The organism is Mesorhizobium sp. CA5, from assembly GCF_020165105.1.
In the GTDB taxonomy this organism is placed as follows: domain Bacteria; phylum Pseudomonadota; class Alphaproteobacteria; order Rhizobiales; family Rhizobiaceae; genus Mesorhizobium.
Genome location: NZ_JAIUHJ010000019.1, coordinates 20785 through 45495, shown reverse-complemented (window position 1 = coordinate 45495; position 24711 = coordinate 20785). Strand labels below are relative to the sequence as shown.

The window sequence follows — 24711 nt, the reverse complement described above, 5'->3', positions numbered from 1 at the left end:
TCGCGATTGTCTGGGAAGCATCTCCGGCTTAGCCATCGGCCGGCACGGCCGAGCGAAACAGAGGGGAGGCACATGACCTCCCCTTCCAAAGTTGATGCGTGAAACATTAGGCAGCATTGCGTTCTTCTGCGGTCTCCAGCTGAAGTCCATGCAGGAAACCGACGGCGCGCTGCGCATGGGCTGTGGCCGAGAAGATCGCGCGCTTGTCGTCGGCGAGGATTTTCAACCACGAGCCGAGGTAGCTCGCATGGTCCGGCCGGGGCTCGAGTTCGGGCGCGATACCAAGATCGGCGCAGAGGAAGCAGCTTCCGAGCTCGGCAATCAGTTCCTCGCGCGCTCGCTCGCTGCGATCCTTGGCATAGCGGCTAAGGTCGCGGTTCACGCGATGCGGCGCCGAAGTCCAATGGATGACCTCGTGACTGAGTGTGGCAACGTATGACGCGGCGTCCCGGAACGTCTGGAAAGGCGGCATCTGGATGTGGTCCGTCACCGGGGCGAAGTAGGCGCGATCCCCGCCGTGCTGGATTAGCGCCCCAGTATTGGCGAAGAACTGGTCGGCATGCCCGATCCGGGCGATCGGATTGCGCACCGGCTCCGCCTGCCGTCGATAAAACTGGTCCGGCAGGCCATCGATTTGCGCAATGTTGAAAACAGAATACGCCTTGAGGAACGGGATCTCGCGGTCGATTTCCTCGCCCCTGGTGTTCGTCTCCGTCCTGGTGAAGCGGCTGGCGAAGACCACTGTAGAGCCGGTCTCGCCCTTGCGAACCCCGCCGCCAAGGTCGAGCGCCTGCTTGAATGTCATCCACATCGGGCTGGAAAAGCCGCGTGCGACAGCCTCCGACCAAAGCAGCAGCACATTAATGCCGTTATAGGGCAGACCATTGTGTCTGAGCGGCCGGGTGACGCGGCCGGAGGCATTGCTCGGTTGCCACGGCTGCATCCAAGGACGGATACCCTTCTCCAGCTCGGCTACGATGCGGTCCGTGATCTGCGCATAGACGTCCATGCGCTCTGCATTTTCTTTCCTGGTCATTTTCATGAACCTCCGGTTGTAGGCCGCGCCGATCGCGGCCCCGTCACGGGGTCCGCTTGGGCGGAGCAGGAAGGCGGGCCGCGCACCCTACCGGGTCCCATCGTGCTTGCACGATGGGGTGGGCCGCAGCGACAGCGGAGGACGGCGAAGCCGTTGCGCTGACTGCCTGGCTCCGCCAGGACCTCGGGAAGGACGGGGGCGCGAGCGGCCGTCAGAAAATAGGAAAGCGGCGCTGGGCGCCGCCTGAATGCCGTCGAGAGAATGTCGGTTCAATGAACCGACCGGCCATCGCCATATGGATCGTATTCGAAGAGGATTTCGACATCGGCGTCGTCGAGTTCATCGGCGGGCATGACACCAAATTTGTTGTCGACCTGGAAGAGGATAACCGGGACCATGAGAGTGCGGGCGAGAGACCATGCGGCCTTTTGGGCGAGTATGAGATCGTGGGACATCTGAGGGCTCCATCTTGGAGCGGGCCAATTCCCGCTCGATGGCTCCGTCAGTGTGCGGAGGCGGGCGCGATCACCCGAAGGCGCCAGCCGAGCGGCCGCAGCATGCTAGCGGACCCCTTGCGGGTTGATCGGGGAAGATCCGCAGCCGCACCAGGAAAGCCATCACCAGAGAGCCGGAGTTGGGCCGTGAAGGAGCCCAGCAATGCCGATCGGGCCGAGGCTGGCGAACGAGCTGGCGTCGGCGGCCGTCCCCGGAACGTCGTGCACCGGAAGCGACATCCGAACCTGGGTGCAAAGTCGCACACATGAAATCGCTGGAACAAGAACTTGCCGTCGACGTGGTCGCCACGGGCGGGAAATTGGGAGACGATGCGGCCCTATTTGCTCCGGCGCACTGCATGGCAGCAGGTTGTCTCTCTTCGTCCGCCAGGAGACGGCGCTCGCAACGAAAGGTTCACTTAGCCACGATCGAAAGCGGCATGTTCGGCATATGAAAATCGGCTGGGCCCCGTGCAGTCGATGCGACGGACGGATGAGCCGGACGTGCTCAACATGGAAGGAGGGCGGGACCGGAGCCCCGCCCTCGACGTTCATCCGAGGGCCGCCATCTGCAATTCGGCCGCCTTGCGGTCGACGGATTGGCCGGGGTTTTCGACTGGACGCTCGAAGGGCTTCCAGACCTCGCCTACGACCTGCTCGTAGGCCGCGATAGCCCCCTCGGCGGCCATGCGCAGCGCATGGGCCTGTAGTGCCATATCGGCGGCGAACTCACGCTTGCGCTGGGCAGCGCTGTCGAAGCCGACCGGACCTGCGACGTCTTCGTTCCGATCGTCGCAGGCCGACTTGGCCGTCGCGTCCCGAGCTTCGGATACCGACCGGCTGTAGAACTGGCCGGCCCCGTAGGCGGACCCGACAAAGGCACCGGCGACGCGTTGCAGGTGTATCTGCATGGCGCGTTCCCCAAGCCCCTCGTCGAGCGCTGCGGCCGTGTCCACGACGAGCTTTTCGTGCAAGTCGCGAATGCCGTCGCTGTCGAGCACCGGGAGGCCAAAGCTCTCCGAGACGAGCGCGCACTGTGCGGCGTCGGGACACACGAGACGGACCATTTGGAAGGTAGTGCCCTTGCGCAGCGGAGCGACGCGGGCGGTTGCGCGGGGATTGGCGGCTTTCCTGGTCATTGGCATATCCTTTCTTCTGGTTCTCGAGGCCAGGACCGGCTCCGTGCCGGCCCTCCCTCGGGCGCGGACCAAAAAGAACCGGCGGAATGACGGGCGCTTCAGGGCCCGGGCGGACCGAGACGAGCATGGAAGGTTTGCGGCCAAGCAGGGCTTTCTTCAGCCCTCGCGCGGGGCGCGGGCCTGCCATGCCGAGACCGGACCGATCCGGCCGCCTCGCGGCGCGGAACGCGGCCTTGAAGCGGACGGCCGCAGGTTCAGGACCGCATGAAGCCCGAGTGAGGACCGGCACGGGCCTCGACTTCGACATTGGAACCGAAGGACGGGTGATCATGGCCACCTGCCTATTCATCGACCGAAGGTGTCTCGGCACGCACAACAGGGTCACACCATCATGGCCGTGGGCCCACGCCGGAGTTCCATTGTATCGCCAGCGCTCGCTGCCGCGGCCGTGCACCTGCAGCCGCCAAGCGAACCTGGCGGCGGCAGAGCGATCAAAAGGACGCGAGGTCTATTCGGCGGCCTCGCGATAGCCTTCCCCGAGCTCGCCTTTCTCGGAATGTTGGTCCTCTCCACTCAGACCGTCGACCTCAGGCCCAACGTCGTCCTCGGCCTCGGGGACGGTGCTCTTGGACAGCCACTCGGTCAGGCTTGCCGCATCGGCAGCGAACAGCGCAGCCGGGTGGACGAAGTGCCCCTCCTTGAAGTGCTCGACGAGCGCGGCCCGCGTGTCCTTTACGCGCGCCCGCGGCAGAACCGGCGTACCGGCGCAGGAGCCCTCGAGCGCTGGACGCGACAGACAGGACAGGAAGTCCTCGGTGCCCATATTGGCGAGGAAGCTGTCTGCCCCGATCGCGCCCGCTGCGACGAGCGCCACCACGCCCGACTTGCTCATGCCCTCGCGGCAGGAGAGCGCATCGATGAGGACGCCCCGGGCCGCGATACGCAAAGTCTCGGCGTCGAAAGCGAACTTGCCCTCGGCATCGAAGAGGGTGGCGGCGTGCCGAGGCATGCGGCGACCGAACCCATGGTCGCCGCCGGCACCGGAATCAACGCGCACGTTCTGGCCAGCGAAGGCGAGAACGAGCAACGCCAACAACGTGTCGTCCTCGATCGGCGCCCGTGACAGCGCCTCATGGAGAGCATCGGTGCGCAGGTCGCCGATCATCTCGATGCCCTTACGGGTCACATCGGGACGCGATTTCGGCATGACGACCGCCTCGGCGGCTTCCGTCGCGTTGGCCTTCTTCTTGGCCTCGGGCAGACGGAAGTGAACGGTCTTCACCTTTCCCTCGCGGTCGAGATACATCGCGGCGTGATCCGACTTCTTCGGCGTGCCATAAACGCGTTCCGCCTTTGGCGGCAGCTTCACCTCTCCATACGTGTTCGGTTCGGTGATGATGCCTTTCTTGGGCAGGTTCTGAGTCATCCATTCCTGCTGGGCGCCGAGGAAGGCGTCGATGTCGGTGGTGTACCGGCTGTCCTGGTCGGCCGGTGCGAACAGATCCTCCACCCAGGCGATGCCATAGGCCTCGCGCAGCTCGTCGCCAAAGCTTGCGTCGCGCGCGTACATCCGGCGCTTGGTGAGACCGTTGGCGATGCTCCACCACGGCACCTGCGGATCGCCCTTATTCGGCTTTTTGGCCTTCCAGACCTCCTTCTGCTCCTCAAGCGAAGCGGCCGCGATAGTGCGGAGCTGCTGCTCGTTCGGCATATCGCCCTTGGCCATGGCGTCGAGCATCGCCGGCAGTACATTGGCGAGCAGGCGCAGCTTCTTGACCTGGCGCACCGACTGCGCGAGGGCGATCGCAATGGCCTCTTCGGTCCAGTTCAGCGCAACGAGACGCTCGATCGCACGCCACAGATCGACCGGGTTAAGCTGCTCGTGCGTGATCGAGGTGGCCAGCGAGCGCATCGCGCCGCCGTCCTCGGCTCGAGGCACGACCAGAACGGCGATCTCTTCGAGACCTGCAGCGATCGCCTGCTTCGCCCGGCGATGACCCTGATCGATGACGAAGCCATTTCCGCCATCGGCCTCAGCGAAGACGATCAGCGGCTCGACAACGCCGATGGCCTTGATCGTTGCCAGCAGCAAGGCGTCGGCCTGAGGGCTGGACTTGGAGCGCCGCGCCTTGTCGGGATTGTCCTTGAGCGAGCGCGGATCGACAAATTTCAGTTCCATTGGAATGCTCCTTGGTGGGTTATGGACAGGCCCCGTCGCCGGGCCTTTTTTCGTCTTCTTTCCGAAGACATCCCCCGGCCCGCGGAGCGGGCGGGACGGGGCAATTGCGTTGGAGCATCCCTGCCCGGCTGGCCAAGCGGGGCTTCTTCAGCCCTGCGCAGGATGACGGGCCGGGATGGCGACGGCGCGATTGAGCGTCAGCGTCGGCGGGCCGCCCGATCTGCGAGCAGTCCTCCTTGCCTTTTCGCTTCCCTACTTCGTTCGGGAAGGCCCCTCCACCGGGCCGGCGACGGCTGCTCAGAACGTGGGGGCGGGTTACGCCGCCTGCACCTCAGCGGGGCGTACACCATCGATCTCCTGCGACAGCGATCTTTCGATTTCGGAGAGCTGGCGGCGCTTGTCGGCCAGTTCGTCCGAGAAGGCGAAGGTACTGCCCGCGCGTGAGCGATAGGACGCGAGCCGCCGCTCGGCCTCCGCGAGCCTGTGGCGTGCGCGCTCCTGCTCCTCCTCAAGATTGCCAAGCATATGTTCGAGCTTTGCAATCGCGCGAAGCGGCGTGGTGGTCACAGGTAACTCGACTTCCGTCGCCGCGCCGGCGCGCAGCAACGTGGTGATGTAGCCATAGCTGTCCTGGCCAAAGCGCTCGCCGCAATATTGGAGTTCGAACCCCCCGATCGCGGCGATGGTGCGGGTACCGGCATGCTGGAGCTGGATCAAAGTCAGGATCTCGGTCATCAGGGCGCGGCCGGCGAGCTTGCGCTCCACATATGTCCTGTTGCCCACGCTCATGCGGAACGCCTCGCCCGTCGTCGGGACCAGCCGCGCGAGGTCCTGGCCGATTTCGCCAATGCGACGTGTCGAGTGTTCGATGTCGCGCTCGGCATCGCGGATCTGTCGGCGGATGGCGAACTGATCGTCCTGATGCGCCGCTCTCAGGCGTTCGAGCCAGGCGATGTCGGCCTCGAGCCCGGCCTTCTGCATCAGGCGCGGGTCGCCCGAGGCAATCGCCTTGGCCATGGCGAACTGGTTGGCCTGCCCTTCGCCGAGGTCGTCGAGGCGGCGCACCGAGGTGTCGCCCGAGAGTGCAGCGGCGATGAAGCGAGCCTTGCGCTCGTTGTTCTGCCACATCTGGGCGTCCATCGAGCCTTCGGTGGCATAGGCGAAGATGTCGACGATGTGGTGCTGGTTGCCCTGCCGCAAGATGCGTCCCTCGCGCTGCTCGATTTGCGAGGGGAGCCATGGCACGTCGAGATGATGCAGCGCCTTGAGCCGGAGCTGGGCATTGACGCCGGTGCCCATGGTGTCGGACGAGCCGATGAGAAACCGGACTTTGCCCGCGCGGACGTCGCCGAACAGCCGCTGCTTGGCCTCCGACTTCTTGAAGTCCTGCATGAAGGCGATTTCGGCCGCCGGCACGCCCATGCGCACCAGCTCGTCGCGGATCCAACGATAGGCCGAGAAGCCCCGCGTCCGCTCAACATTGAGCGTGCCGAGATCGGAAAAGATCATCTGCGCGGCGCCAGTCAGTTCGAAAGGCGTGCCGTCCGGCCGGACGTAGGCTGCGTCTGCGGTGTCGCGCCAGATGCGGTAAGCATTGGCGATCAGGTCGTTGAGCTTATTGCCCGGCTCATTGTCATTGTCCGGATCGACGAGGCGGAGGTCGATCGCGGCATGGCGGCCATCGGTGATGACCGAGAGCAGGATATCGTCGCCGGGCTCGGGTGGCGCTTCGCGCCCTTCGATCGCCTTGATCCGGGCGTCGAGGAGAGCCTGGTAGCGCTTGAACGCGACAGATGGTTTGCAGGTCCTGATCTGCCGCGTGCCGGTCGAGAGCGCCGGCACCTTGACGTAGTCGCGCAGATCCTCGGGCGTGATCACATCCGCAAAGGTGCGGAACATGGCGATCAGCTCAGGGACATTGACGAAGGTGGCGAAGCGGGTGACCGGTTTGTATTTGCCGTTGGGCTGCAGCTCGAGTTCGGTAGTGACGTCGCCAAAGGTCGAAGCCCAGGCATCGAACTCGTGGAGGCCACGCTCGGACAAAGCCGCGTAGCCGAGGTAGCGCTGCACCGAGAACATCTCGCCCAACGTATTGGTGATCGGTGTACCGGAGGCGAGGACGAGCGCCCTGCCCGGGTTCCTGGTCTCGACGAAGCGGGATTTTACATAGAGGTCCCAGGCGCGCTGCGAGCCGTTCGGATCGATCCCCTTCAAGCTCGACATGTTGGTCGCGAAGCTGAGCTTCCTGAACTCCTGCGCCTCGTCCACGATGATCTGGTCGACGCCGATCTCGGAGATGGTGAGCAGGTCGTCCTTGCGGGTTGCGAGGGCCTCCAGACGTTCCTTGAGGCCTTCCTTCAGCCGCTCGAGGCGCTTGCGCGACACGCGATCGCCGCTTTCGACCTTGGTGAGCAGGAACTCATAGAGCGCGAGCTCGTCCTGAATCATCTGCTGTTCGAACGAGGACGCAACGCCGATGAAGCGGAAGGCCGAATGAGTGATGATGATGGCGTCCCAATTCGCCATGGCCGCGCGGCTGAGGAAGCGGCGCCGCTTGTCCTTGCTGAAATTGGTCTCGTCGGCGACGAGGATGCGGGCCATCGGATAGAGCGCCAGGAACTCGCGCGCGGCCTGCGCCAAGCAATGTCCTGGGACGATCACCATGGCCTTGGCGATGAGACCGAGCCGTTTCTGCTCCATGACGGCGGCCGCCATGGTCATGGTCTTGCCGGCGCCTACGGCGTGCGCGAGATATGTCGAACCGGCCGAGATGATGCGCCAAATGCCGCGCTTCTGGTGTCCATAAAGAGAAACCGCGCCTGAGGCGCCCGCAAGTTGCAGATGGTCCCCGTTGAACCTTCGCGGGGCGATGTTGTTGAACCGGTCATTATAGACCCGCGCCAGCCGGTCGGTGCGGTCGGGATCGGACCAGATCCAGTTTTGGAAGGCCGTTTTGATCTTGGTGAGTTTCTCCTTGGCCGCCTCGGTGTCGACGACATTGAGCACGCGCCGCTCGCTGTCGCCATCCTTGATGGTGTCAAAGATCTGCGGCATGCGGCTGTTGAGCGCGTCGGTGACGAGCTCGCCGGCATGCCGGCGCTCGGTGCCCCATTCGGACGTGCCGGACGCCATGTAACCGAGCTGGCGGGCATCAACCGTCCAAGAACCGAGCTCGGGCATGTGGTGAATGCGGATCTCGGCGCCCATCGTCTCCTTGACGAAGGCGACCACATCGGCGGCCGGAATCCAGGGTGCGCCGAGACGCGCGGTGATGTCGGATGGGCCGAGATCGGCGGGCTGGACAGCTACGAGGGCGCGGACGTTGCGCTCGAAGGCGGGATCGAGAGCCGCGGCGGCTTCAGCGGCCTTGAGCTTGCCGCGGACCTGGCCGGAGAGATAGTCGTCGGCGGTCCGCCAGGCGCCGCTCTCCGGATCGCGGTAGATGGCGTCGCCCAGATCGGCGATGACCAGGTCGGGATCGACATGCGACAGCTCGGCGATCTGATCGATATCGACTAGGCCGCGCTCGTTCAGCACGACCGCGAGGGCGTCTGCTGGCGAATTGATGATCGGGGCCGCGGGCGGTGCGATCACCCGCTCGGTGAAGATCGGACCAGGCCGGGCGGTGTCCGTCTCGAGGTCGTAGTCCTCGATCGAAGCCACGAGCCAGCAATCAGGATCATCGAGGAACGGGGCGAGGTTCGGGCGGCGATGCGTCTCGCGCACCTCGCCGGTCTCCGGGTCCTCGCTGGTCGACACGACGGTGGTGTTGATCGGACCGAAGGCACGGACGAAGTTTGACCAGGCGATGCGCAGCTTGACCTGCGCCGCCTTCCACGGCCGATCCAGCTCCTGCGCCTTGAGGACCTCGCGCACCGCGTCGCGGATCGGGATCAGCTTGCGGATAATGCGGGCGTTCTTGTCAGGCATCCCATCGCTCGACCGGCCCTTGCGAACGGTGAGGGTCACTGGCGCGCCGTCGACCATCTGCATCAGCGCGGTGTTCGAGGCGACGAAGAAGCTGCCCTCGCGGATCGAGGGGCCTACGGGGCGGTCTTCACCGAGGTGCTCGGTGTGCCCGCCTTTGACATCGATCCTCTCGGGCTCGCCGTCATAGGTGGCTTGCGGAAGAAGGGTGATCGCATCCGACAGGGCCGGTTCAAGATCGATGCCGGGACACGGGAGGCAGGTATACGTCTCGCCGAACCGTCCCGACGTGGTCGCGTGCGTGCCGAGCACAAAATCCGGCTGCCGGGCAAGCCAGCGGTTGATGCGGATCGCGCCATCGCCGCCATCGGCAGGACGGACCTCGTCGGTATCGAGCCACGACAGATCGCCTTCGACCTCGCCGTGCCCTCGCTTGCGGAAGAAGAGGACGTCCACCACCACATCGGTGCCGGCGTCGGCCCGGAAGCTGCCCTCCGGAAGGCGGACGGCGGCGACGAGATCGGCGGTCTTGCCGATGTGCTTGCGCACCGAACAATCCGTCTTGTCCATGGTGCCCGAGCTGGTGACGAACGCGGCGAGACCGCCGGGCTTCAAAAGGTCGATCGAGCGGGCGATGAAGTAATCATGCAGGCGCAGCCCCATCGACCGATAGAAGCGATCCGAGCGGACGATACGGTCCGAGAAGGGTGGGTTGCCGATGGCGAGATCGAAGTCAGCCGGCAAGTCGGTGCGGGCTAAGTCGGCGTTTACAATGCGTGCCCGAGGCTGGAGTAGCCTGGCAATCCGCGCGGTCACCGGATCGAGCTCGACGCCGGTGACGTGCACCTCGTCGCGCAGTTTTGCCGGCATCAGTGCCACAAACAATCCCGTGCCGATACCGGGCTCGAGCACCCTGCCCCCACGCCAGCCGAGACGCACGAGGCCTGCCCACATCGCGCGACCGATGAACTCTGGCGTGAAGTGCGCATATTGCGTGCAGCGCGCGAGCGAGGCGTAGTCGGTGCTCGACACCATCTCCTCGAGCTCGGCGCCCATCGCGGCCCAGCCGGCGCGGAAAGCACGGTCGCCGGGACGGCGAAACACCGCATTGGCGAGCTCGGACGCACCGAAACCGGTGAAGCGGATCAGCCGCGCCTGTTCTTCGCGCGTCGCCGGCCGATCGGCGCGCTCGATTTCGGCGGCGAGTCGGATTGCATCGAGATTATCGCGGGCTCGCTGCTTCCAGCTCCGGGCAAGACCGCGATCGGTCTCGAGGAAGAAGTTGTTGCCATCCAGGCCGGCCTCGGCCGCGCGGCACAGCGAGTGGACGGTTTGGAAGGCCGGCTGCGACTCCGGCACGGCGGGCGTCGTAATCTCTTTAGGTTTGGGCTCGCCAGCGCCGAAGTCGTTGCCGAAGGCGGTGACGCCGAGACCGAGGCCCGACGAGAGCGTGGTGGTGTTGAACAGATCGAGCGTGAATGGATCGTCGTTGGACATCTGGAGAATCCTCGTCTTGAAGGCGCGCGCGAGCCCCCGGCCGAGCGGGTCGGCCAGGCGATCGATGTCGCGGCTTGGGAAGTCAGCGGGTGATCAGCGAGAGCGCGATTTCGGTCTCGGTGAGTTCGACATTGAGGTGAGTAGCCCGCAGGTTGCGGTCGAACAGCGGAAGCAGACGCTCGGCCTCGATGAACTCGAGGCCGTCATCGGCGCCGAAGTGGCGGCGCTTGTAGTCCCACCAGTCAACGTCGCCCCTGGGGTGGCATTGCTCGGAATAGACGACGAGCGCGCGTGTCCCTTCGACGAGCCTGCCGTTGGACATGATGTAGACGCCCTCGTCGCCGACCAGCCACAGACCCGGACTCTCGCCTTCGCCGGGGCGGGTGCCGTAGTAGGGATTGCGGAAACCGTCATTGGCCGCGGCATCCTCGATGCCGCGCTCTATGACCTTGCGGACCGCTACGATCGGAAAGGTAAACATCGCCGCCTCCCTCACGCCGCTGCGCGGACGGGAAGGTTCCTGAGATGCACCGGCAGCTTGGCCGCGATCTCGTCGTCGGTCAGGTCGTCGAGCAACTTCTGCTCGGGCGTCCCCAGGCCATAGACGAGGATGGTGCGTTTGCCGCGATGCTCGGCTCCGAAGCGCTCCCCGGCGTAGCCGCGGTACTCGTCATGGGTTGCGCTCCAGACATGCTCGAGGCGCTCCGCACGCGTCATCGCCTTCACTGGCCAGGATTCGCGTTCGACGATGGCGTCGCGCATCTCGACCGGCGAGCGGAGCCGCGCGAGGTCGCAATAGGCATGGAAGTAGCGCGTCCTGCCGTTGATGCGCAGTGTGTAGAAGACGCTGGTCAGGCTCTCGGTGAGGGACTCGCGAAGGGCGAACATCTCGCCGCGCATCCAGAGCGGCGGCAGCAGGTCGAGCATGTAATCGTGCTCGGCTCGCGCGATCTCGAACCACTCGCCGGCGAACAGGCCGCTGTCGTCATTCTCCCAGCGATCGGGCCGCTGGGCGTGGCGGTCGAAGAGGCGGAACATCTGCCGGCGATCGGCGACGCCGAAGTAGACCTTGCGGATGAAGGATTGGGTCATGGGAGGCTCCTGGCCTTGTGCGGAGCCGGAGCGCGGTTCATCCCCTATGGATCACCATCCCCTTCGGCTCTTCCGGACCCTCCCCCCGCGGCCGCCTCTCCGCCCGGGCGGGTCAAGGGCCGGCGCGAGCCGGGCGAAGCTTCACCCTTGACGCGACCGGCGGGCATGCGGCAGCTTCCTCCTTCCTCCGCTCCTGCTTCCGCTTTCATTCTCAGATCGGCGTTCCAATCATCCGCTATAGGTCGAAGGCGATCACCGCCGCACTGAGCTTCCTCCCCCAGTCCGAGCAGGCGGTCGGCATAGATGTCGCCCTGCTTGTTGTTGTCGGTAGCCGCGACGAGCTCAATACCCGGCTTGGCGGCAAGCGCGCGGAGCGCCGCATCGGTTGCCGGCGACCAGCCGCCACCGGTGCTGAGATAGAGCGTGTCGGCGCGGAAGCCCTCAAGCGCGGCAAGGCTCATAGCGTCGATCGCGGCTTCGGTCACGCAAAGGCGCAACGCATCGGGACTGCCGAGGCGGAACAGCACCTTGGCGCCGCCCGTGGCAAAGCCGCGCCAGTCCGGTCCGCGTTCTTCCCAGCCCGTAACGGTGCCGTTGGTGTCAATATGGGCAGCCCACATCGAGCCGTGCGGGCCTTCGCGCAGGACGCCGGCGCTGATTGCGGCGCGGACGATGCGGTCGGGAAGATGGCGGGCCTTGGTGAGATAGCGCCAGGTCGCCGATCCGCACCACGGCCTGCGCCGTGCGTGCCAGCGCTCCGGTATCGACAGGTCAGGCTCCCGCTGGCGGGACACCCGCTGCCAGACCGGCTCGGACGGCACGAACCCGACAAGGTTGGCGACGTCGTTCATGGCTTCGACGAACGGCACCTTCTCAAGATGTTCGACCAGGCGAAAGACATCGCCCTTGTCGTCGCCAAGCGGGTCGAACCAGCCCTTGCCGTCATGGATGACGATGATGATCGACGCCTCACGGCGATACTTCATCGCCTTGCGCGTGCTCTGCTTGACGTCGAGGGCGAACCCCGCGCGCTCCAGCACCGCAGCGCAGGGTACCTTGTCCTTCAGCCCTTCAATTTCTGCTTTTTCCATTTCCGCCCGCGCACCTTCGCAGCGCCTCCCTTCTATTCGGTCCTCGCCCAAACAATCAGGCAGGAACAGGAGGCCGCGAAGCGCAAGGCGGGCAAGGGCGCGGCATGCAACGCGATGATAGTGACGGGTTGCGCCGCGGCGCAGCTTCCCTTGCCGGCCTTGGCGCGCAAGCGGCACGGTGCGCCGCCGTCAGTTTCGGTGATGCTCTTCCTCCGCGACCACTGCACGCACCGCGTCGATGTCCATTTCCGCAAACTGAGCGATTCGGGCGACTTCGCAGCCCATCTTGACCCAATGGTAGTCGGCACGGGCAGCCTGGCGCTGCGCGCGGTCTTGTCTGAAACTTGTAGCATTCTACGGACTGCGAACCTTGCTGACGCTCGCCCGCGACTATGTAAACACGACCGCCATGATTTTCGGCGCGGCACCGAGCTTTGATGATGTTCTGGCCTCGGCCCGGCAGAATCGAGAAAGCCCTGAACGCCGGAAGCCAGATGCGGCGGCCCCGATGCCAAATCAATCGCCTCCTTGCTCGACAGGCTGGCGGCGCAGGTTCTGCCTTGCCGGGCCGAAGCGATGTAATGTCTTTAGAGCTATGATTTTTCGCGCCGAGAGATCGCCACGCCATACGCCTCCTGAGCGCGAGACCCGATAGGTTAACCACCCTTTGAGTTGGAAATCCGCTTTCCGCGACGGCACCCCGCGATAAGCACGTTGGTTTCGCTGTAGGTGCGATCCGTACTGGCATTCTTCGGCAGGAGAGCAAGGCCTTTGCTCCTCGCTTTCTGTTATCAACCCGTCGCTAAAAATCCAGCCCTTCTAGGCCTCTCCGTCGGGAGAGCCCACTGCTCTCCTGACCAATGTGAAAAGGGCGTACAAGGTGAAGGCACCGAAATGTCCGTAAGCGCAAACAAGTCAGTTCGGTGCTGGAGCAGGTTCGTGGCCATGAGACCGGTTCAACAGGGCGGCCGAAGGAGCATCAGCATAGCGCCGCCGTCAAGGCGGGATGCGGGACCGACAGCCCCCGGCGAAGGGCACCATATGAAACGACCAGTCCCGGTTCCAGCAATCCTGGTTTCGATGTCACCGATACCCAAATGAAATCGGGTGAGAAATGCCGCGGAGTCGTGCGTCGCCAAGGCAATTTCTGGATGCTGATGGCATCCAAAGCCAAATACGCCACCGCCATATAGCCGCGTAAAACTCTCCTATGACTGACGCCATGCCGCTCAGCGGAACATCGAGCCGCCATCCACGTCGAGGGCCGCGCCGTAGACGAACCTCGCGGCGTCGGAGCACAGGAACAGGATCGCGGCAGCCATATCCTCGGGCCGGCCCATGCGGCGTATCGGCAGGTTGGCCGCGATGCGGTCCTTGAGGGCCGGGTCGATATGGGAGTGCATCGGTGAGTCGGTCGGCCCCGGATTGAGGGCGTTGATGCGCACCTTCTTTCCAGCCAGTTCGCGCGCAACCGACCAATTGGTAAATCAGCCATTCAGCTCACGACGCCTTGCTGTCATTGGAATCGGACACGATAAACGGCTCGATCCAGCCCTTTGCCGCATGTGGGCAGACCCCACCATTCAGACAGGTTCTGCCGGCGAAGCGGAAGATTCGCGACACCGGCAAAGTGTTCCGCCGCCTGACCCGAAGTGCCGGAGCCCCAGCATTCCTGCCGTCATGCGGCAAGAGCCATGGCATCAGCGCCTGCGGCCTGGCGCAACGGACAGTCCGGCTTGGTCACTGCCCGCCAAATGGCCGCAATCACGTCCGCCGGCTCGGTGATCTTCGTGGTCGCCGCCGCCGCGTGAGCGGCAAAGACCTGCTAGGCAATGGGGCCATAGGCTTCGGGAATGCCCCCCGCTTCTGCCATCTTGCCGCGTGCGTTTGCCCCGAAACGGGTCCCTGGAGCTTGGCCGGGCAGGACCAGCCGCGTGCGGATGCCGAAGGGCTCGAGCTCCAGCGCGAGACATTCGGTAAAGGCATTCACCGCAGCCTTGCTGGCCGTGTAGATCGGTAGCAGCGGCAGCGCCTTCAGCGTTGTACTGGAGGAAACATTGACGATCGTCCCCGCTCCGCGTTGCCGGAACTGCGGCAGCACGGCGCGGACCATCTCGATCGTGCCGAAAGTGTTGGTCTCAAAAATTTCGCGGATTATCTCTTCCGGCGTGCCCTCCAGCGGTCCCATCCAGCCGATGCCCGCATTGTTTACGAGCGCATCGATCGGACCTGCTGCCTCGACCGCGCGGCCGATCGCATCGCGCTCGGTCACGTCGAGTTGCAGGATGCGCAGTCGATCGGAGGCGGGCAAGACATCCTCGCGCGGGCTGCGCATCGTGGCGACGACCGACCAGCCCTTGTCGATGAAGTGGCGCGCGGTCTCCAGCCCGAAGCCAGAGGAGCATCCGGTGATCATCACGGTATTCATGGGGTGTCTCCGTTGTTGGATGCTTTGGATATCGACCTTGCGGAGCGAACTTTCTATAATCGCATGTCCGTGATTGTTTATCGAAAGTCCGAAATGTCAGATCCGCTTTCAGAAGTGATCGCCCTTTTGCGTCCGCGCGCGCCCTTTTCGAAGCTGGTGGACGCTTCCGGCCCCTGGCGCGTACGGCGGACCGAGGTTGGACAGGTCTACTATTGTCTGCTCCTTGCCGGTCAGGCGCGTCTCGAGGTGGACGGCAAGCCGCCGATGAACCTTTGCCAAGGCGATTTCGTGCTGGTGCCGGCGGTGCAGAGCTTTTCCATGTCGAGCGCCGATCCCGAACCGCCGCCTGGGCTGGAAAGCCGCCCTTTGATCCGTCCGGACGGATCAGTGCGGATCGGGCCAGAGGATGCCCCTGTCGAGGTGCAGCAGCTCATCGGGTATTGCAGCTTCGGCGCCCCGGATGCGGAGCTGCTGGTGTCGCTGCTTCCCGATATGGCCATGGTGCGGGGCGAGCAGCGTCTTGGCGACCTGGCGCGACTGGTGCGGGACGAGGCGAGAGCGGATCGCCCGGCACGCGACGTGGTTCTGGAACATCTGCTGCAGGTGCTACTGATCGAAGCTCTGCGTTCTGCGACCGAGACGAGTGCCACGCCAGGCCTGCTGCGCGGGCTGGCGGACGACCGGTTGACCGGCCCGCTGCGCGCCATCCACGCGGCGCCAGATCGCGCATGGAGCGTCGCCGAGATGGCACGTGGGGCGGGGCTGTCCCGCTCGGCCTTCTTCACGCGATTCAACCGAGTGGTGGGCATGGCGCCGATGGAATACCTGCAAAGCTGGAGGATGACGCTGGCCAAGCACATGCTTAGAGCGCGGCAGCACAGCATCGCGCAGATTGCGGCGAAGACCGGATATGGCTCGACGAGTGCCTTCAGCTCAGCCTTCTCGCGGTGCGTGGGGGCGCCGCCAGCGCAATACGCCCGCGGTGCTTGAAGCGGCGAAATCAGGTATTCATAGCTGTGCCAGTGGGGGCCGACTGCTGACTGTCCGGTCCTGGAGCGGACCCTGCAGATAGCTGCCGTTCGGTAACCGACCTTAGTTCCTGCCACCACTAAACAGGCCGCGCAGCCACTTGCCAAATCGGACCCACCATTTGCGATTGTGCGGGCGAGCGGCATAGTAGGTCTCGCCTCGGTGCTGTTCCGCGATGCGGCCCGCGTTGATGTTCTATTCACTCCACTGGCCTGCCCACAGGACTTTTCCGCCTGTGATGACGGAGTGCGAGCGGCGCGGCAACTGCCAGTTCCCGATTGAGGGAACGACCGTAGGCCCACCGTTCGCATAGGTCACTCGCCATTCAGGAGGGCCGAGCGGCGTCGTAACTTCGTACCGCAACCGCAGGCGCAAAGATGCACAGCGATGTCGAACTCATCGGCCACGTATAGCTCGCGAGCTACACCCCGAAGTTCGCCTACGGTCGCTAGTATCCTCAGGTCCTGGCGCAGCCGAACTGCGCGATACCGACGAGCATCGCTGTGCCGTCCTTCCGGTCCGCCCCGCAAAACGTCCGCTTAGGCGCTTATCTGCCGTTCGTGGCAGCCACCGGAACGACCACGCCACCCAGATGACGGTGCGACATGATCCCGGTGCGATTGAAGGGAAAGTCGATTTTTTCTCATTCGGGGCCGGATGCCGAAAGGGAGCTTCAGGTCTTCGGATGCGCGATAGCGGACGTTTACCGTGAGCGCCTTGAAGTCTCGACCTGATCCAAAGCCGACGTAGGCGCATTAAAGCAGGCGGTTGCTTTCAGCAAGGTGACGCGCCCACCGCATCGTGCCGTCGGTGTCGGCGATCTTTCGTCTTGCGGCTTCGTCGCTTCTGGTCGTCAGCCGCTTCGATAGGACTTTTGCGGCCTCGACGATTGGCTCGATCGTTACGACCGGAGCATCCGGGGTTTCAAGTATCTCGTTATCCTTTCAGGCAAAAAATGAAAGCGAGCGCGGAGCAGCTGCCCGCTCCGGCAAGTTATGCACGGCGACAAGGTTACTTTCGTACGATCCAGGCCAGCAGTGCCGAATCAAAATCGGAGTTGCCGGCCTAATCGCGGATCAGAAGCGCGGCGTTTCCCTGCCATTGATTCTCAGGGATGTGATTTTCGATGACCGATGTTCTGAAGGCGTCGCGCACGATATTGCAGTCAAAAGTCGAAATCACATCGGCGGAATGATCGTTGTCCATAATCCGGCTCCCATCGAGGGGCGGGAGTATGATGGACGCTCTCAAGCGCCGGTGCCCATGTTCTGGCCAGCGACAATGGCACTGTAGGCCCCCGACATTCCGGCGGATTTATTCGTTGGTACATCGGTACAAGTCAGCGGCCGGCCTCTTCCCGCCGCTTGGCGTCTTGATCGCTCAGCCGGCTACCATCTCGTACGCTTGGCCGGCATTGATGCCGACCATGATCTTGTGATCGGACTCGGCGGCCTGGCCGGTGAAGACGTCGAAAACGGTCCAGCTGTCCGGATGGTCCATACGAAGCCCGTGGCGGTTTACCAAATTCCGCGTCCTTTCGTTTTCGCCCGCCGCCGATCGGTTCAGGTTTGCAGAATGAAAAATACCGCCGCCAGGACAAGTACTGTCCACAGCGCCACGCCGAGGTTCAAAGCCAGGCCCCTGCGCGACGAGAGACCTTCTCGCATACGGGCCGCCAGGTTCGTCATATTGCTGGATGTGGCCGAAGCCGCCACGATGGCGACCGGCGACTTGACCCCAAGCCTGCCGAACGCTGGGGGTAGCGTCGGTTCACGCACGGCCGTCTCCTGGCGCCAAGGTCTCAGTATCCCATTCCGCCCATGCCGCCGCCGCTAGGTGAAGGTGCGGCATCCTTGGCCGGAATGTCGGTGATCATGGCTTCGGCGGTGATCAAAAGCGCTGCGATCGAGCCGGCATCCTGCAGTGCCGTGCGCACCACCTTTGCCGGATCGACGATGCCTGCCTTGATCATGTCGACATATACCTCGTTCTGGGCGTCAAAGCCCTGATTGTGGTCCTTGCTGTCGGCAAGCTTGCCGACGATGATCGACCCTTCGACGCCGGAATTCTCAGCGATCTGGCGCATCGGCGCTTCGAGCGCCCGGAGCACGATCGAGATGCCTGCGGTGACATCGACATTGGCGCTGGTCAGGCCCTTGAGCGCCGACCTGGCGCGCAGCAGCGCCACACCACCGCCGGGCACGATGCCTTCCTCGACAGCCGCGCGCGTGGCGTTCAGCGCATCGTCGATCCGGTCCTTCTTTTCCTTGACTTCCGACTCCGTAGCACCGCCGACGCGGATCACCGCAACGCCACCGGAGAGCTTGGCCAGCCGCTCCTGCAGCTTTTCCTTGTCGTAGTCGGACGTGGTTTCCTCGATCTGACCCCTGATCTGGGCGACGCGCGCCTGGATGGTGGCCTTGGCGCCGGCGCCGTCGATGATCGTGGTGGTGTCCTTGTCGATCAGCACGCGCTTGGCGCGACCGAGCATGTCGATGGTGACGTTTTCGAGCTTGATGCCGAGATCCTCCGAGATCATCTGGCCGGCGGTGAGCACGGCGATGTCTTCCAGCATCGCCTTGCGGCGATCGCCGAAGCCCGGCGCCTTGACGGCCGCGACCTTGAGGCCGCCGCGCAGCTTGTTGACGACCAGCGTGGCCAGCGCCTCGCCTTCGACGTCCTCGGAGATGATCAGCAGCGGCCTACCGCCCTGCACCACTGCTTCGAGGATCGGCAGCATCGCCTGCAGGTTGCCGAGCTTCTTTTCGTGGATAAGCACATAGGGCTCTTCCAGTTCGACGCGCATCTTGTCGGCATTGGTGACGAAATACGGGCTGAGATAGCCGCGGTCGAACTGCATGCCCTCCACGACGTCGAGCTCGGTCTCGGCGGTCTTGGCTTCCTCGACAGTGATGACGCCGTCATTGCCGACCTTGTCCATGGCCTTGGCGATCATCTCACCGACGCTGGCATCGCCATTGGCGGCAATGGTGCCGACCTGCGCGATCTCGGCCGACGACTTGACCTTCTTGGCCCGCGCCTTGATTTCCTCAACCACGGCGGTGACCGCCTGGTCGATGCCGCGCTTGAGGTCCATCGGGTTCATGCCGGCAGCGACCAGCTTGGCGCCTTCGCGCAGGATCGAGGCGGCCAGCACCGTGGCGGTGGTCGTGCCGTCCCCGGCAAGGTCGTTGGTCTTCGAGGCCACTTCGCGCACCATCTGGGCGCCCATGTTTTCGAACTTGTCGGTAAGCTCGATTTCCTTGGCCACCGTCACACCGTCCTTGGTGATGCGCGGCGCGCCATAAGCCTTGTCGATGATGACGTTGCGGCCCTTGGGGCCGAGCGTCACCTTGACGGCGTTGTTCAGGAGCTCGACGCCGCGCAGCATGCGGTCGCGCGCGTCGGTGGAGAATTTGATTTCCTTGGCAGACATGATCGTTGATCCCGTTCGAAAATTGGAGTGCGCGGCTTGCCGTGAAGACTGCCCGGTCAGGCGGCGTTCTTGACGGCCATTGTCTTGTCGACGATGCCGGTCTCGCTCTTGTCGATGATGCCCATGATGTCGGCTTCCTTCATGATCAGAAGGTCCTCGCCATCGATCTTGACCTCGGTGCCGGACCATTTGCCGAACAGGATGAAGTCGGCGGCTTTCACATCGGGCACGATCAAGGCGCCGCTTTCGTCGCGTGCTCCCGGGCCGACGGCGATCACTTCGCCTTCCTGCGGTTTCTCCCTGGCATTGTCGGGAATGATGATGCCGCCCTTGGATTTGGTATCGCCTTCGGCGCGGCGAACGACGACGCGGTCGTGGAGTGGCCGGAATTTCATGGGAACTTCTTTCTGTGGCCGGCATTGGGCGGCCCCTGCCTCTGTATAGGCGGGTTGGCACTCGATAGATAGGAGTGCCAGAATTATTTCTCGCCGATGGCCAAGAATTCGAATGAAATAATTCGAGCCGCGCAGAAATTCATCCGTACTTGTGGGAAATTTTCTGCCGGCTTGAATTCTGCGGGCGTGCGTCTGTTATTTCAAGGGACAAATAAAAAGCGTCTCGACCTTGTTTAGAACTCAAATGAGGCGCATAGGTAAAACTCGTTGATTTGGTCGAGTTGGCTTTGTGTCAGAGCCCCGCCATTCACCACCGAATTCTCGAAAACGAGTGCAGCGCCGGTCCGGCGCACATTTCGTTCCGTTCGAACCCCTGGAATGACATCGACGCTGACCACGAATGTACTGGCAGCGTCGGGCATCATTCCGGTGGTTCGAGTGGGAATGATAGGGAAACGCGCAGGCGCGGGTTTCCGCTGAAAGCCGCAACAAATGACCAGCCGCACCACACCAACTATCGTTCGCTTCAAGTCGGCGTTTTCGCTGCCCGGCTTTGATGCACCGCAACCACCCGGGGATTACCGCGTCGATCACGACGAGGAAGCCCTCGAAGGAGCTTCCCTGATCGCGTGGCGCCGCGTCGCCACCTTCATTCACCTGCCGGCGATCTCCGCAAGCGGTGCTACGCGGCAGATGGTGCCGATCGAACCGGCATCGCTCAAAGCCGCACTGGAGCAGGACCAGAGACAATGATGAGAACCACGATGATGCAACGCAACCCACACCCGGTCCGCCGCGAAGCCGCAACGCATCTATTTGCTCTCGGACAGGCTGTCCGGCTGAAGGGCGGCTTCGGCACGTTTCCAAAGACTTCGGAAATCTACCGGATCACAGCCAGACTCCCGCCGAGGGAAGATTCGGCGCAGTACCGCATCCGCAACGACGGCGAACCTCATGAACGGGTGGCGACGCAAGACAGTCTCGAACCGGTCGCCACATCGCCGGGTGACACCATAACGCTCATCGAAAGGACGTTCGCACATGGCAAAGGGACCGAAACGCTCGAGCCGGGAAATCAGGAAGCCGAAGCAGGAAAAGGCCCTGCCCAAGCCTAAAAGCGTGTTCGGCGCCCACACCAGACTTCCTGACATCAGTACCCCTCGCGGCTAAGGCGAGAACTGACACAGCGAGATGGATGATGATGAAGATCATGATCGAATTCTATCGCACCCGAGAAGCGGACGATGCGCATGCCGTGCTCGGCCGCGAGGCCGCGGAAGCCGCCGACCTCGACGATGCGATCGAAATCGCCAGGCTTTTGGCTGGGACCCTGAACATGCCGCAGCGGCCGGACGCCATGACGATCGCCGATGCGAATGGCGCAACGCTCTATTCGGGCGTTCTCGCCGGGGAAGGCGAGTAATGAGGATCGGCTAACATCATGAGTGGCCATAACGACGAAAGCTGTCGGACCCGCAACGTCGCCGCGCTTGCGGTCTGGGAAAATGAGGGCGGCGCGTCCGGGCGCAATTTCTATGGACCATCAAATGGCCGTCGAGTGGAAGTTGGTCGCTCCTGGACCGACTTCCACGTTTTCAGCGCGCAACGCCGTCGGCCTCACCGATCATGACGGCTTGCTTCTTGGTCGATGTCAGGCGCTCGCGAAATCGGATATCGCCTTGGCCGAGACCGGGCCTGCTGAAACAAGATACCTTTCAGCATTCGAGGCCTTGCTGATGTCCATCCATGATGTTGCTTGCCAAGCCTACTCCCGCAACCGTCGCGAATCCTGCACTCTGACCCCCGCTGATTTCCGGCAGGAAAGATCCACATGCTGATCCGCTACGGCTATGAGATCACGCTGACCTGCCAGCAACCGACCGCATTGGTATGCCTGCTATCGGTCCACGACGACCGCGCGGCCGACATCAGGATCCCCGAAACGGTCTTCACCACGCCCGATGTTCCGACATCGACCTACCATGATCTCTTTGGCAACCGATGCCGCCGGCTTGTCGCGCCCGCGGGCGACCTGACGATATGGGGCGATGCAACGATCGAGGATGACGGCAAGATAGACAGGCTGCTGCCAGCTGCCCGCGAAGTAGCGGTGTGGGATTTGCCGGACGGCTGCCTTGTCTACCTAATGGGCAGCCGCTACTGCGAAACCGATCGTCTCAGCCAGGCGGCGTGGGACATGTTTGGCGCCACTGCCCCAGGTTGGGGCCGCGTGCAAGCAATCTGCGACTTCGTCCACGGTCATATTCAATTCGACTACATGCAGGCCAGATCGACGCGAACGGCCTTCGAGGCGTACCAGGAACGCATAGGCGTCTGCCGCGACTTCGCCCATCTCGCGCTGACTTTGTGCCGCTGCCTCAATATTCCTGCACGCTACGTCAACGGACATCTCGGCGACATCGGGGTCCCGGTCGTCGACCCCATGGACTTCAGCGCCTGGATCGAGGTCTTCCTGGACGGTGCTTGGCATACTTTTGATCCCCGAAACAACACGCCCAGGATTGGCAGGATCGTCGTCGCCCGCGGCCGCGATGCGGCCGACATTCCGCTCATCAACTCCTTCGGCCCGCATGTTCTCAAAGGGTTTCGGGTCTGGACCTACGAAGTGCAGAACCTTCATCTCACATGAACAATTTGCAGGCGGGGCGCGGCCTCTCGACCTGTTGAAGTAGGGGCCGTTTCTGGCGCCAAGCGGATCGTCTGCTAGTGGCGCTATGATGACTTCCAGCGCGGTCGCCTGCGACGTCCGCTTTTAGGCAGGGGCACAGCTAACTTTAATGACCAAAGTGAGGCGCAAAGCTGCCGTTCACGTCTCGATAGCTTTCGGCTCAGACTCTCCCGTTCCTTACCGGTCTTTGCGGCACCGAGACAGGCCCATCACGCCCGACACTGTAAGAAGTATCGCACGCTCTCCGAGTGGGGGGAAAGGCGGTAGCCCTCTCCGCTGCCACTTCAAACCCTCACATATCCTGAATGGGCGCTGGATTAAGAGCTAACCTCTTTCCTTCCGAATAAGTGCTCGATGCGGGAAGGAGCGCGAGGGCGGGGCTTCGGGGCACCCTCGCTGCCCAAAAAGCAAGCCCGGATCGATTTCGGTCCGGGCTTGCCGTGAATGTGCCGAGGTTATTCGGCGGCCATGGCCAAGCTATCTGGCGCTTCGGTTACTGCCGAACGCAGAATACCCGGCAACCATCCCTTGCCTGCCAGTTCCTCTCGGCCAACCGCCTCGCCCTTGGGCGAGCGTTCCACCGCCTTGGCGACGGCTTCACTGCAACCGGCCGCGCGGAGCACGTCGGCGATGCGATAACCTCGTCCATTGGATGCATCGCTACGTGGTGGGTGTTCTCGACCAGCGAGATTCGTGTCGCTCCCCTCCCGCTTCTCCATCACCCGCATTGCGGGAGCGATGGTTTCGTCTTGTGCCTCGACGACGTACCAGTTTCGCCTTGAGCGCCACTTCGCCGTGCTGATCTTGTCGCCGAGCACCTTTCTGCCAACGGACCTGGGTCGCCTATCCTCCTCGCCGCGCAAGTGCTTCACACGGCGATGACCACCTCACGCCCTTCGGCGCTGGGCCGGCATGCTCTTGAAACGATTCCATAGGCGCTCCCGGATGGCCCGCTTGAACTGATGAAGGCCGAGCCGACATATTGCCCCCTCGTCCGGTCGGCCGTCAGCGCGAAAGCCGGCTTTCCGGGCTCCCGTTCGACCCCAAGCAACTCCTATTCCTCGACCGTGGAGCCTTCACTTTCACCACTCATTGGAAAAGCAGGCCGCCAAAGGCCAACACCAATCTAGGGACGTTCTCAAAAACCGGAGGGAAGCGGCTCATGTCTAACATCTCTGTCGGCCAGGAACACAATGATCTCGTGGTCGATCGCTTCCATATTGGCTTCGCGAAAGTTTTCGTGCGCGCCTGGCAAGACAACGGTTTTTATCCTGGTTTCTTCAGACGCCCAGCCCTTGTATTGCTCGACGGTTGCGGCGCCCCATTCTGAACTGGCAAGAACCAGGATGTCACAAGGATAGGATGAGGGCGAGAAGCCGGCAGCGGCGTGGATGAGCATACTTTTGAACGCCTTCTGGCGCGTATGGCGCCCAATCCATGTCTGCCCCATCCCGACTGCCTTCAAACCGTCGCGAAGCGTGCGCCAGTAGACGACCTTGCGCGTGATCTGACGCCGCCTCTGAGCGGTCATGCGATTGTCGGCCATCGGTTTCAGCCAAGCCGAACCGAGCGGCGGTGGATCTATGAGCAGTAGCGCCGGTCGCTCGCCGGTTGCATCATAGGTGAGGCGTCCAACCTCGATGGCCAGCAGACCGCCAAAACATATGCCGCCGACCACATGCGGATGTCGGCCGGTGGCCGAGGTCAGACCGTCGAAATAATTGGCGCTTATCTCGGCGACGCTAGAGTATGGCGTCTCTCCGGGTTCGAGCCCCATGCCACGCACCGCCATCACCGCGTATTTTTCCTTGAGGCGCTTGCCAAAACGGTTGGCAAACAGGGCGGATCCCGAAATGCCGTGTATCATGGCGATCGGCTCATGGCCGGCGCTGCCGGACACGCGCACGATGAGCTGAAGGGCCGGATGAACCTGATTCAAGGACGCGACCAGGCTACCGAATTCGCGCGGCGTCGGCGCCGCGAGCAAGACCGAGGTCTGGAGCTTGATGCCGAAGCGGCTCTGAACGGCAAGAACGACAGTTTCCGCGGTCAGTGAATCGCCACCCAGATCGAAGAAATTATCGTCGATGTCTGCACTCGGAATTTGCAGTTCCGCAGCAAAGATGCCTGCGATCAGATGCGCCGGCCCAATGCTTGGCGCTGCCTGAGCAGCGCGGATAATTTTCTGCACGTTCATCGGCAAGCCCCTGAACCGATTGATTTTCCGCCGATTGCAAGCAGGGCGGTACATCGAATGCCTTTGCTTTTAACGTACAGCC

21 protein-coding genes and 2 pseudogenes are annotated in these 24711 nt (G+C 63.2%); 6 read left to right on the top strand and 17 right to left on the bottom strand.

Annotated elements, in window-relative coordinates:
- Positions 1 to 106: 106 nt before the first annotated feature.
- The 10 genes and pseudogenes from LB529_RS22460 to LB529_RS22415 form a co-directional block, all read right to left on the bottom strand.
- Positions 107 to 1036: an ArdC family protein gene (locus LB529_RS22460; protein ID WP_224608194.1), complete on the bottom strand. Its 930-nt coding sequence runs from the start codon at positions 1034 to 1036 to the stop codon at positions 107 to 109.
- A gap of 269 nt (positions 1037 to 1305) precedes the next feature.
- Positions 1306 to 1491, bottom strand: a complete 186-nt coding sequence (locus LB529_RS22455; RefSeq protein WP_224712361.1) for a hypothetical protein — start codon at positions 1489 to 1491, stop codon at positions 1306 to 1308.
- Positions 1492 to 2081: 590 nt separating this feature from the next.
- Positions 2082 to 2669: a hypothetical protein gene (locus LB529_RS22450; protein ID WP_224608111.1), complete on the bottom strand. Its 588-nt coding sequence runs from the start codon at positions 2667 to 2669 to the stop codon at positions 2082 to 2084.
- Positions 2670 to 3177: 508 nt separating this feature from the next.
- Positions 3178 to 4848 carry a ParB N-terminal domain-containing protein gene (locus tag LB529_RS22445; protein ID WP_224638816.1) on the bottom strand — a complete coding sequence of 557 codons (1671 nt, stop codon included), beginning with the start codon at positions 4846 to 4848 and terminating at the stop codon, positions 3178 to 3180.
- Between the two features lie 315 nt (positions 4849 to 5163).
- Complete coding sequence (locus LB529_RS22440; RefSeq protein WP_224712360.1) at positions 5164 to 10272, bottom strand: N-6 DNA methylase; 5109 nt, start codon at positions 10270 to 10272, stop codon at positions 5164 to 5166.
- A gap of 82 nt (positions 10273 to 10354) precedes the next feature.
- Positions 10355 to 10753 carry a DUF3085 domain-containing protein gene (locus tag LB529_RS22435; protein ID WP_224544558.1) on the bottom strand — a complete coding sequence of 133 codons (399 nt, stop codon included), beginning with the start codon at positions 10751 to 10753 and terminating at the stop codon, positions 10355 to 10357.
- An 11-nt stretch (positions 10754 to 10764) separates the two neighbouring features.
- Positions 10765 to 11364 carry a DUF1419 domain-containing protein gene (locus tag LB529_RS22430; protein WP_224608120.1) on the bottom strand — a complete coding sequence of 200 codons (600 nt, stop codon included), beginning with the start codon at positions 11362 to 11364 and terminating at the stop codon, positions 10765 to 10767.
- Between the two features lie 44 nt (positions 11365 to 11408).
- Positions 11409 to 12455, bottom strand: a complete 1047-nt coding sequence (locus LB529_RS22425) for a DUF3991 and toprim domain-containing protein (RefSeq protein WP_224608197.1) — start codon at positions 12453 to 12455, stop codon at positions 11409 to 11411.
- A gap of 1229 nt (positions 12456 to 13684) precedes the next feature.
- Positions 13685 to 13930 (bottom strand): annotated as a pseudogene (locus tag LB529_RS22420) (SDR family NAD(P)-dependent oxidoreductase); the annotation flags it as partial.
- Positions 13931 to 14133: 203 nt separating this feature from the next.
- Positions 14134 to 14883, bottom strand: a pseudogene (locus LB529_RS22415) (SDR family oxidoreductase).
- Positions 14884 to 14895: 12 nt separating this feature from the next.
- Here LB529_RS22415 and LB529_RS22410 point away from each other — a divergent pair.
- Complete coding sequence (locus tag LB529_RS22410; protein ID WP_318012578.1) at positions 14896 to 15873, top strand: AraC family transcriptional regulator; 978 nt, start codon at positions 14896 to 14898, stop codon at positions 15871 to 15873.
- Between the two features lie 234 nt (positions 15874 to 16107).
- Here LB529_RS22410 and LB529_RS29230 read toward each other — a convergent pair whose 3' ends face one another.
- From LB529_RS29230 to LB529_RS22385, 5 genes are all read right to left on the bottom strand, one after another.
- Positions 16108 to 16230 (bottom strand): DUF6527 family protein, encoded by a 123-nt coding sequence (locus tag LB529_RS29230; RefSeq protein ID WP_411962570.1) that lies wholly within the window; start codon positions 16228 to 16230, stop codon positions 16108 to 16110.
- A gap of 747 nt (positions 16231 to 16977) precedes the next feature.
- Entirely contained in the window at positions 16978 to 17118 is a 141-nt protein-coding gene (locus tag LB529_RS22400; protein WP_224601168.1) for a hypothetical protein, read from the bottom strand.
- A gap of 356 nt (positions 17119 to 17474) precedes the next feature.
- Positions 17475 to 17690 carry a hypothetical protein gene (locus LB529_RS22395; RefSeq protein WP_224601169.1) on the bottom strand — a complete coding sequence of 72 codons (216 nt, stop codon included), beginning with the start codon at positions 17688 to 17690 and terminating at the stop codon, positions 17475 to 17477.
- A gap of 23 nt (positions 17691 to 17713) precedes the next feature.
- Positions 17714 to 19348, bottom strand: coding sequence for a chaperonin GroEL (groL, locus tag LB529_RS22390; protein ID WP_224544548.1), 1635 nt, complete (start codon positions 19346 to 19348; stop codon positions 17714 to 17716).
- A gap of 56 nt (positions 19349 to 19404) precedes the next feature.
- The gene (locus LB529_RS22385) at positions 19405 to 19743 is read right to left on the bottom strand and encodes a co-chaperone GroES (protein ID WP_224544547.1); all 339 of its coding nucleotides are present in this window, start codon (positions 19741 to 19743) and stop codon (positions 19405 to 19407) included.
- Positions 19744 to 20235: 492 nt separating this feature from the next.
- Between LB529_RS22385 and LB529_RS22380 the strand changes: the two genes are divergently transcribed.
- The 5 genes from LB529_RS22380 to LB529_RS22360 all read left to right on the top strand — a co-directional run bounded on the left by LB529_RS22380 (position 20236) and on the right by LB529_RS22360 (position 22393).
- Positions 20236 to 20496, top strand: a complete 261-nt coding sequence (locus LB529_RS22380) for a hypothetical protein (protein WP_140721212.1) — start codon at positions 20236 to 20238, stop codon at positions 20494 to 20496.
- Between the two features lie 11 nt (positions 20497 to 20507).
- Positions 20508 to 20858, top strand: a complete 351-nt coding sequence (locus LB529_RS22375) for a hypothetical protein (protein WP_411962569.1) — start codon at positions 20508 to 20510, stop codon at positions 20856 to 20858.
- A gap of 83 nt (positions 20859 to 20941) precedes the next feature.
- Positions 20942 to 21166, top strand: a complete 225-nt coding sequence (locus LB529_RS22370) for a hypothetical protein (RefSeq protein ID WP_318012005.1) — start codon at positions 20942 to 20944, stop codon at positions 21164 to 21166.
- A gap of 124 nt (positions 21167 to 21290) precedes the next feature.
- Complete coding sequence (locus LB529_RS22365) at positions 21291 to 21581, top strand: DUF1488 domain-containing protein (RefSeq protein WP_224601174.1); 291 nt, start codon at positions 21291 to 21293, stop codon at positions 21579 to 21581.
- Complete coding sequence (locus LB529_RS22360) at positions 21575 to 22393, top strand: transglutaminase-like domain-containing protein (RefSeq protein WP_224601177.1); 819 nt, start codon at positions 21575 to 21577, stop codon at positions 22391 to 22393. Before LB529_RS22365 ends, LB529_RS22360 begins: the two co-directional genes overlap by 7 nt.
- A 494-nt stretch (positions 22394 to 22887) precedes the next feature.
- Here the strand turns inward: LB529_RS22360 and LB529_RS22355 are convergent, their stop codons facing one another.
- The gene (locus LB529_RS22355) at positions 22888 to 23250 is read right to left on the bottom strand and encodes a hypothetical protein (RefSeq protein ID WP_224608129.1); all 363 of its coding nucleotides are present in this window, start codon (positions 23248 to 23250) and stop codon (positions 22888 to 22890) included.
- A 320-nt stretch (positions 23251 to 23570) separates the two neighbouring features.
- A complete protein-coding gene (locus LB529_RS22350; RefSeq protein ID WP_224608132.1) occupies positions 23571 to 24629 on the bottom strand; it encodes an alpha/beta fold hydrolase in 1059 nt (352 codons plus the stop codon).
- Positions 24630 to 24711: the final 82 nt, after the last annotated feature.

Excerpts from the sequence above, each read along its gene's own strand:
- LB529_RS22460 (WP_224608194.1), bottom strand. The coding sequence starts at position 1,036 with ATGACCAGGAAAGAAAATGCAGAGCGCATGGACGTCTATGCGCAGATC.
- LB529_RS22455 (WP_224712361.1), bottom strand. The coding sequence starts at position 1,491 with ATGTCCCACGATCTCATACTCGCCCAAAAGGCCGCATGGTCTCTCGCC.
- LB529_RS22450 (WP_224608111.1), bottom strand. The coding sequence starts at position 2,669 with ATGACCAGGAAAGCCGCCAATCCCCGCGCAACCGCCCGCGTCGCTCCG.
- LB529_RS22445 (WP_224638816.1), bottom strand. The coding sequence starts at position 4,848 with ATGGAACTGAAATTTGTCGATCCGCGCTCGCTCAAGGACAATCCCGAC.
- LB529_RS22440 (WP_224712360.1), bottom strand. The coding sequence starts at position 10,272 with ATGTCCAACGACGATCCATTCACGCTCGATCTGTTCAACACCACCACG.
- LB529_RS22435 (WP_224544558.1), bottom strand. The coding sequence starts at position 10,753 with ATGTTTACCTTTCCGATCGTAGCGGTCCGCAAGGTCATAGAGCGCGGC.
- LB529_RS22430 (WP_224608120.1), bottom strand. The coding sequence starts at position 11,364 with ATGACCCAATCCTTCATCCGCAAGGTCTACTTCGGCGTCGCCGATCGC.
- LB529_RS22425 (WP_224608197.1), bottom strand. The coding sequence starts at position 12,455 with ATGGAAAAAGCAGAAATTGAAGGGCTGAAGGACAAGGTACCCTGCGCT.
- LB529_RS22400 (WP_224601168.1), bottom strand. The coding sequence starts at position 17,118 with ATGGACAACGATCATTCCGCCGATGTGATTTCGACTTTTGACTGCAAT.
- groL (WP_224544548.1), bottom strand. The coding sequence starts at position 19,348 with ATGTCTGCCAAGGAAATCAAATTCTCCACCGACGCGCGCGACCGCATG.
- LB529_RS22385 (WP_224544547.1), bottom strand. The coding sequence starts at position 19,743 with ATGAAATTCCGGCCACTCCACGACCGCGTCGTCGTTCGCCGCGCCGAA.
- LB529_RS22380 (WP_140721212.1), top strand. The coding sequence starts at position 20,236 with ATGACCAGCCGCACCACACCAACTATCGTTCGCTTCAAGTCGGCGTTT.
- LB529_RS22375 (WP_411962569.1), top strand. The coding sequence starts at position 20,508 with ATGATGCAACGCAACCCACACCCGGTCCGCCGCGAAGCCGCAACGCAT.
- LB529_RS22370 (WP_318012005.1), top strand. The coding sequence starts at position 20,942 with ATGATGAAGATCATGATCGAATTCTATCGCACCCGAGAAGCGGACGAT.
- LB529_RS22365 (WP_224601174.1), top strand. The coding sequence starts at position 21,291 with ATGGCCGTCGAGTGGAAGTTGGTCGCTCCTGGACCGACTTCCACGTTT.
- LB529_RS22360 (WP_224601177.1), top strand. The coding sequence starts at position 21,575 with ATGCTGATCCGCTACGGCTATGAGATCACGCTGACCTGCCAGCAACCG.
- LB529_RS22350 (WP_224608132.1), bottom strand. The coding sequence starts at position 24,629 with ATGAACGTGCAGAAAATTATCCGCGCTGCTCAGGCAGCGCCAAGCATT.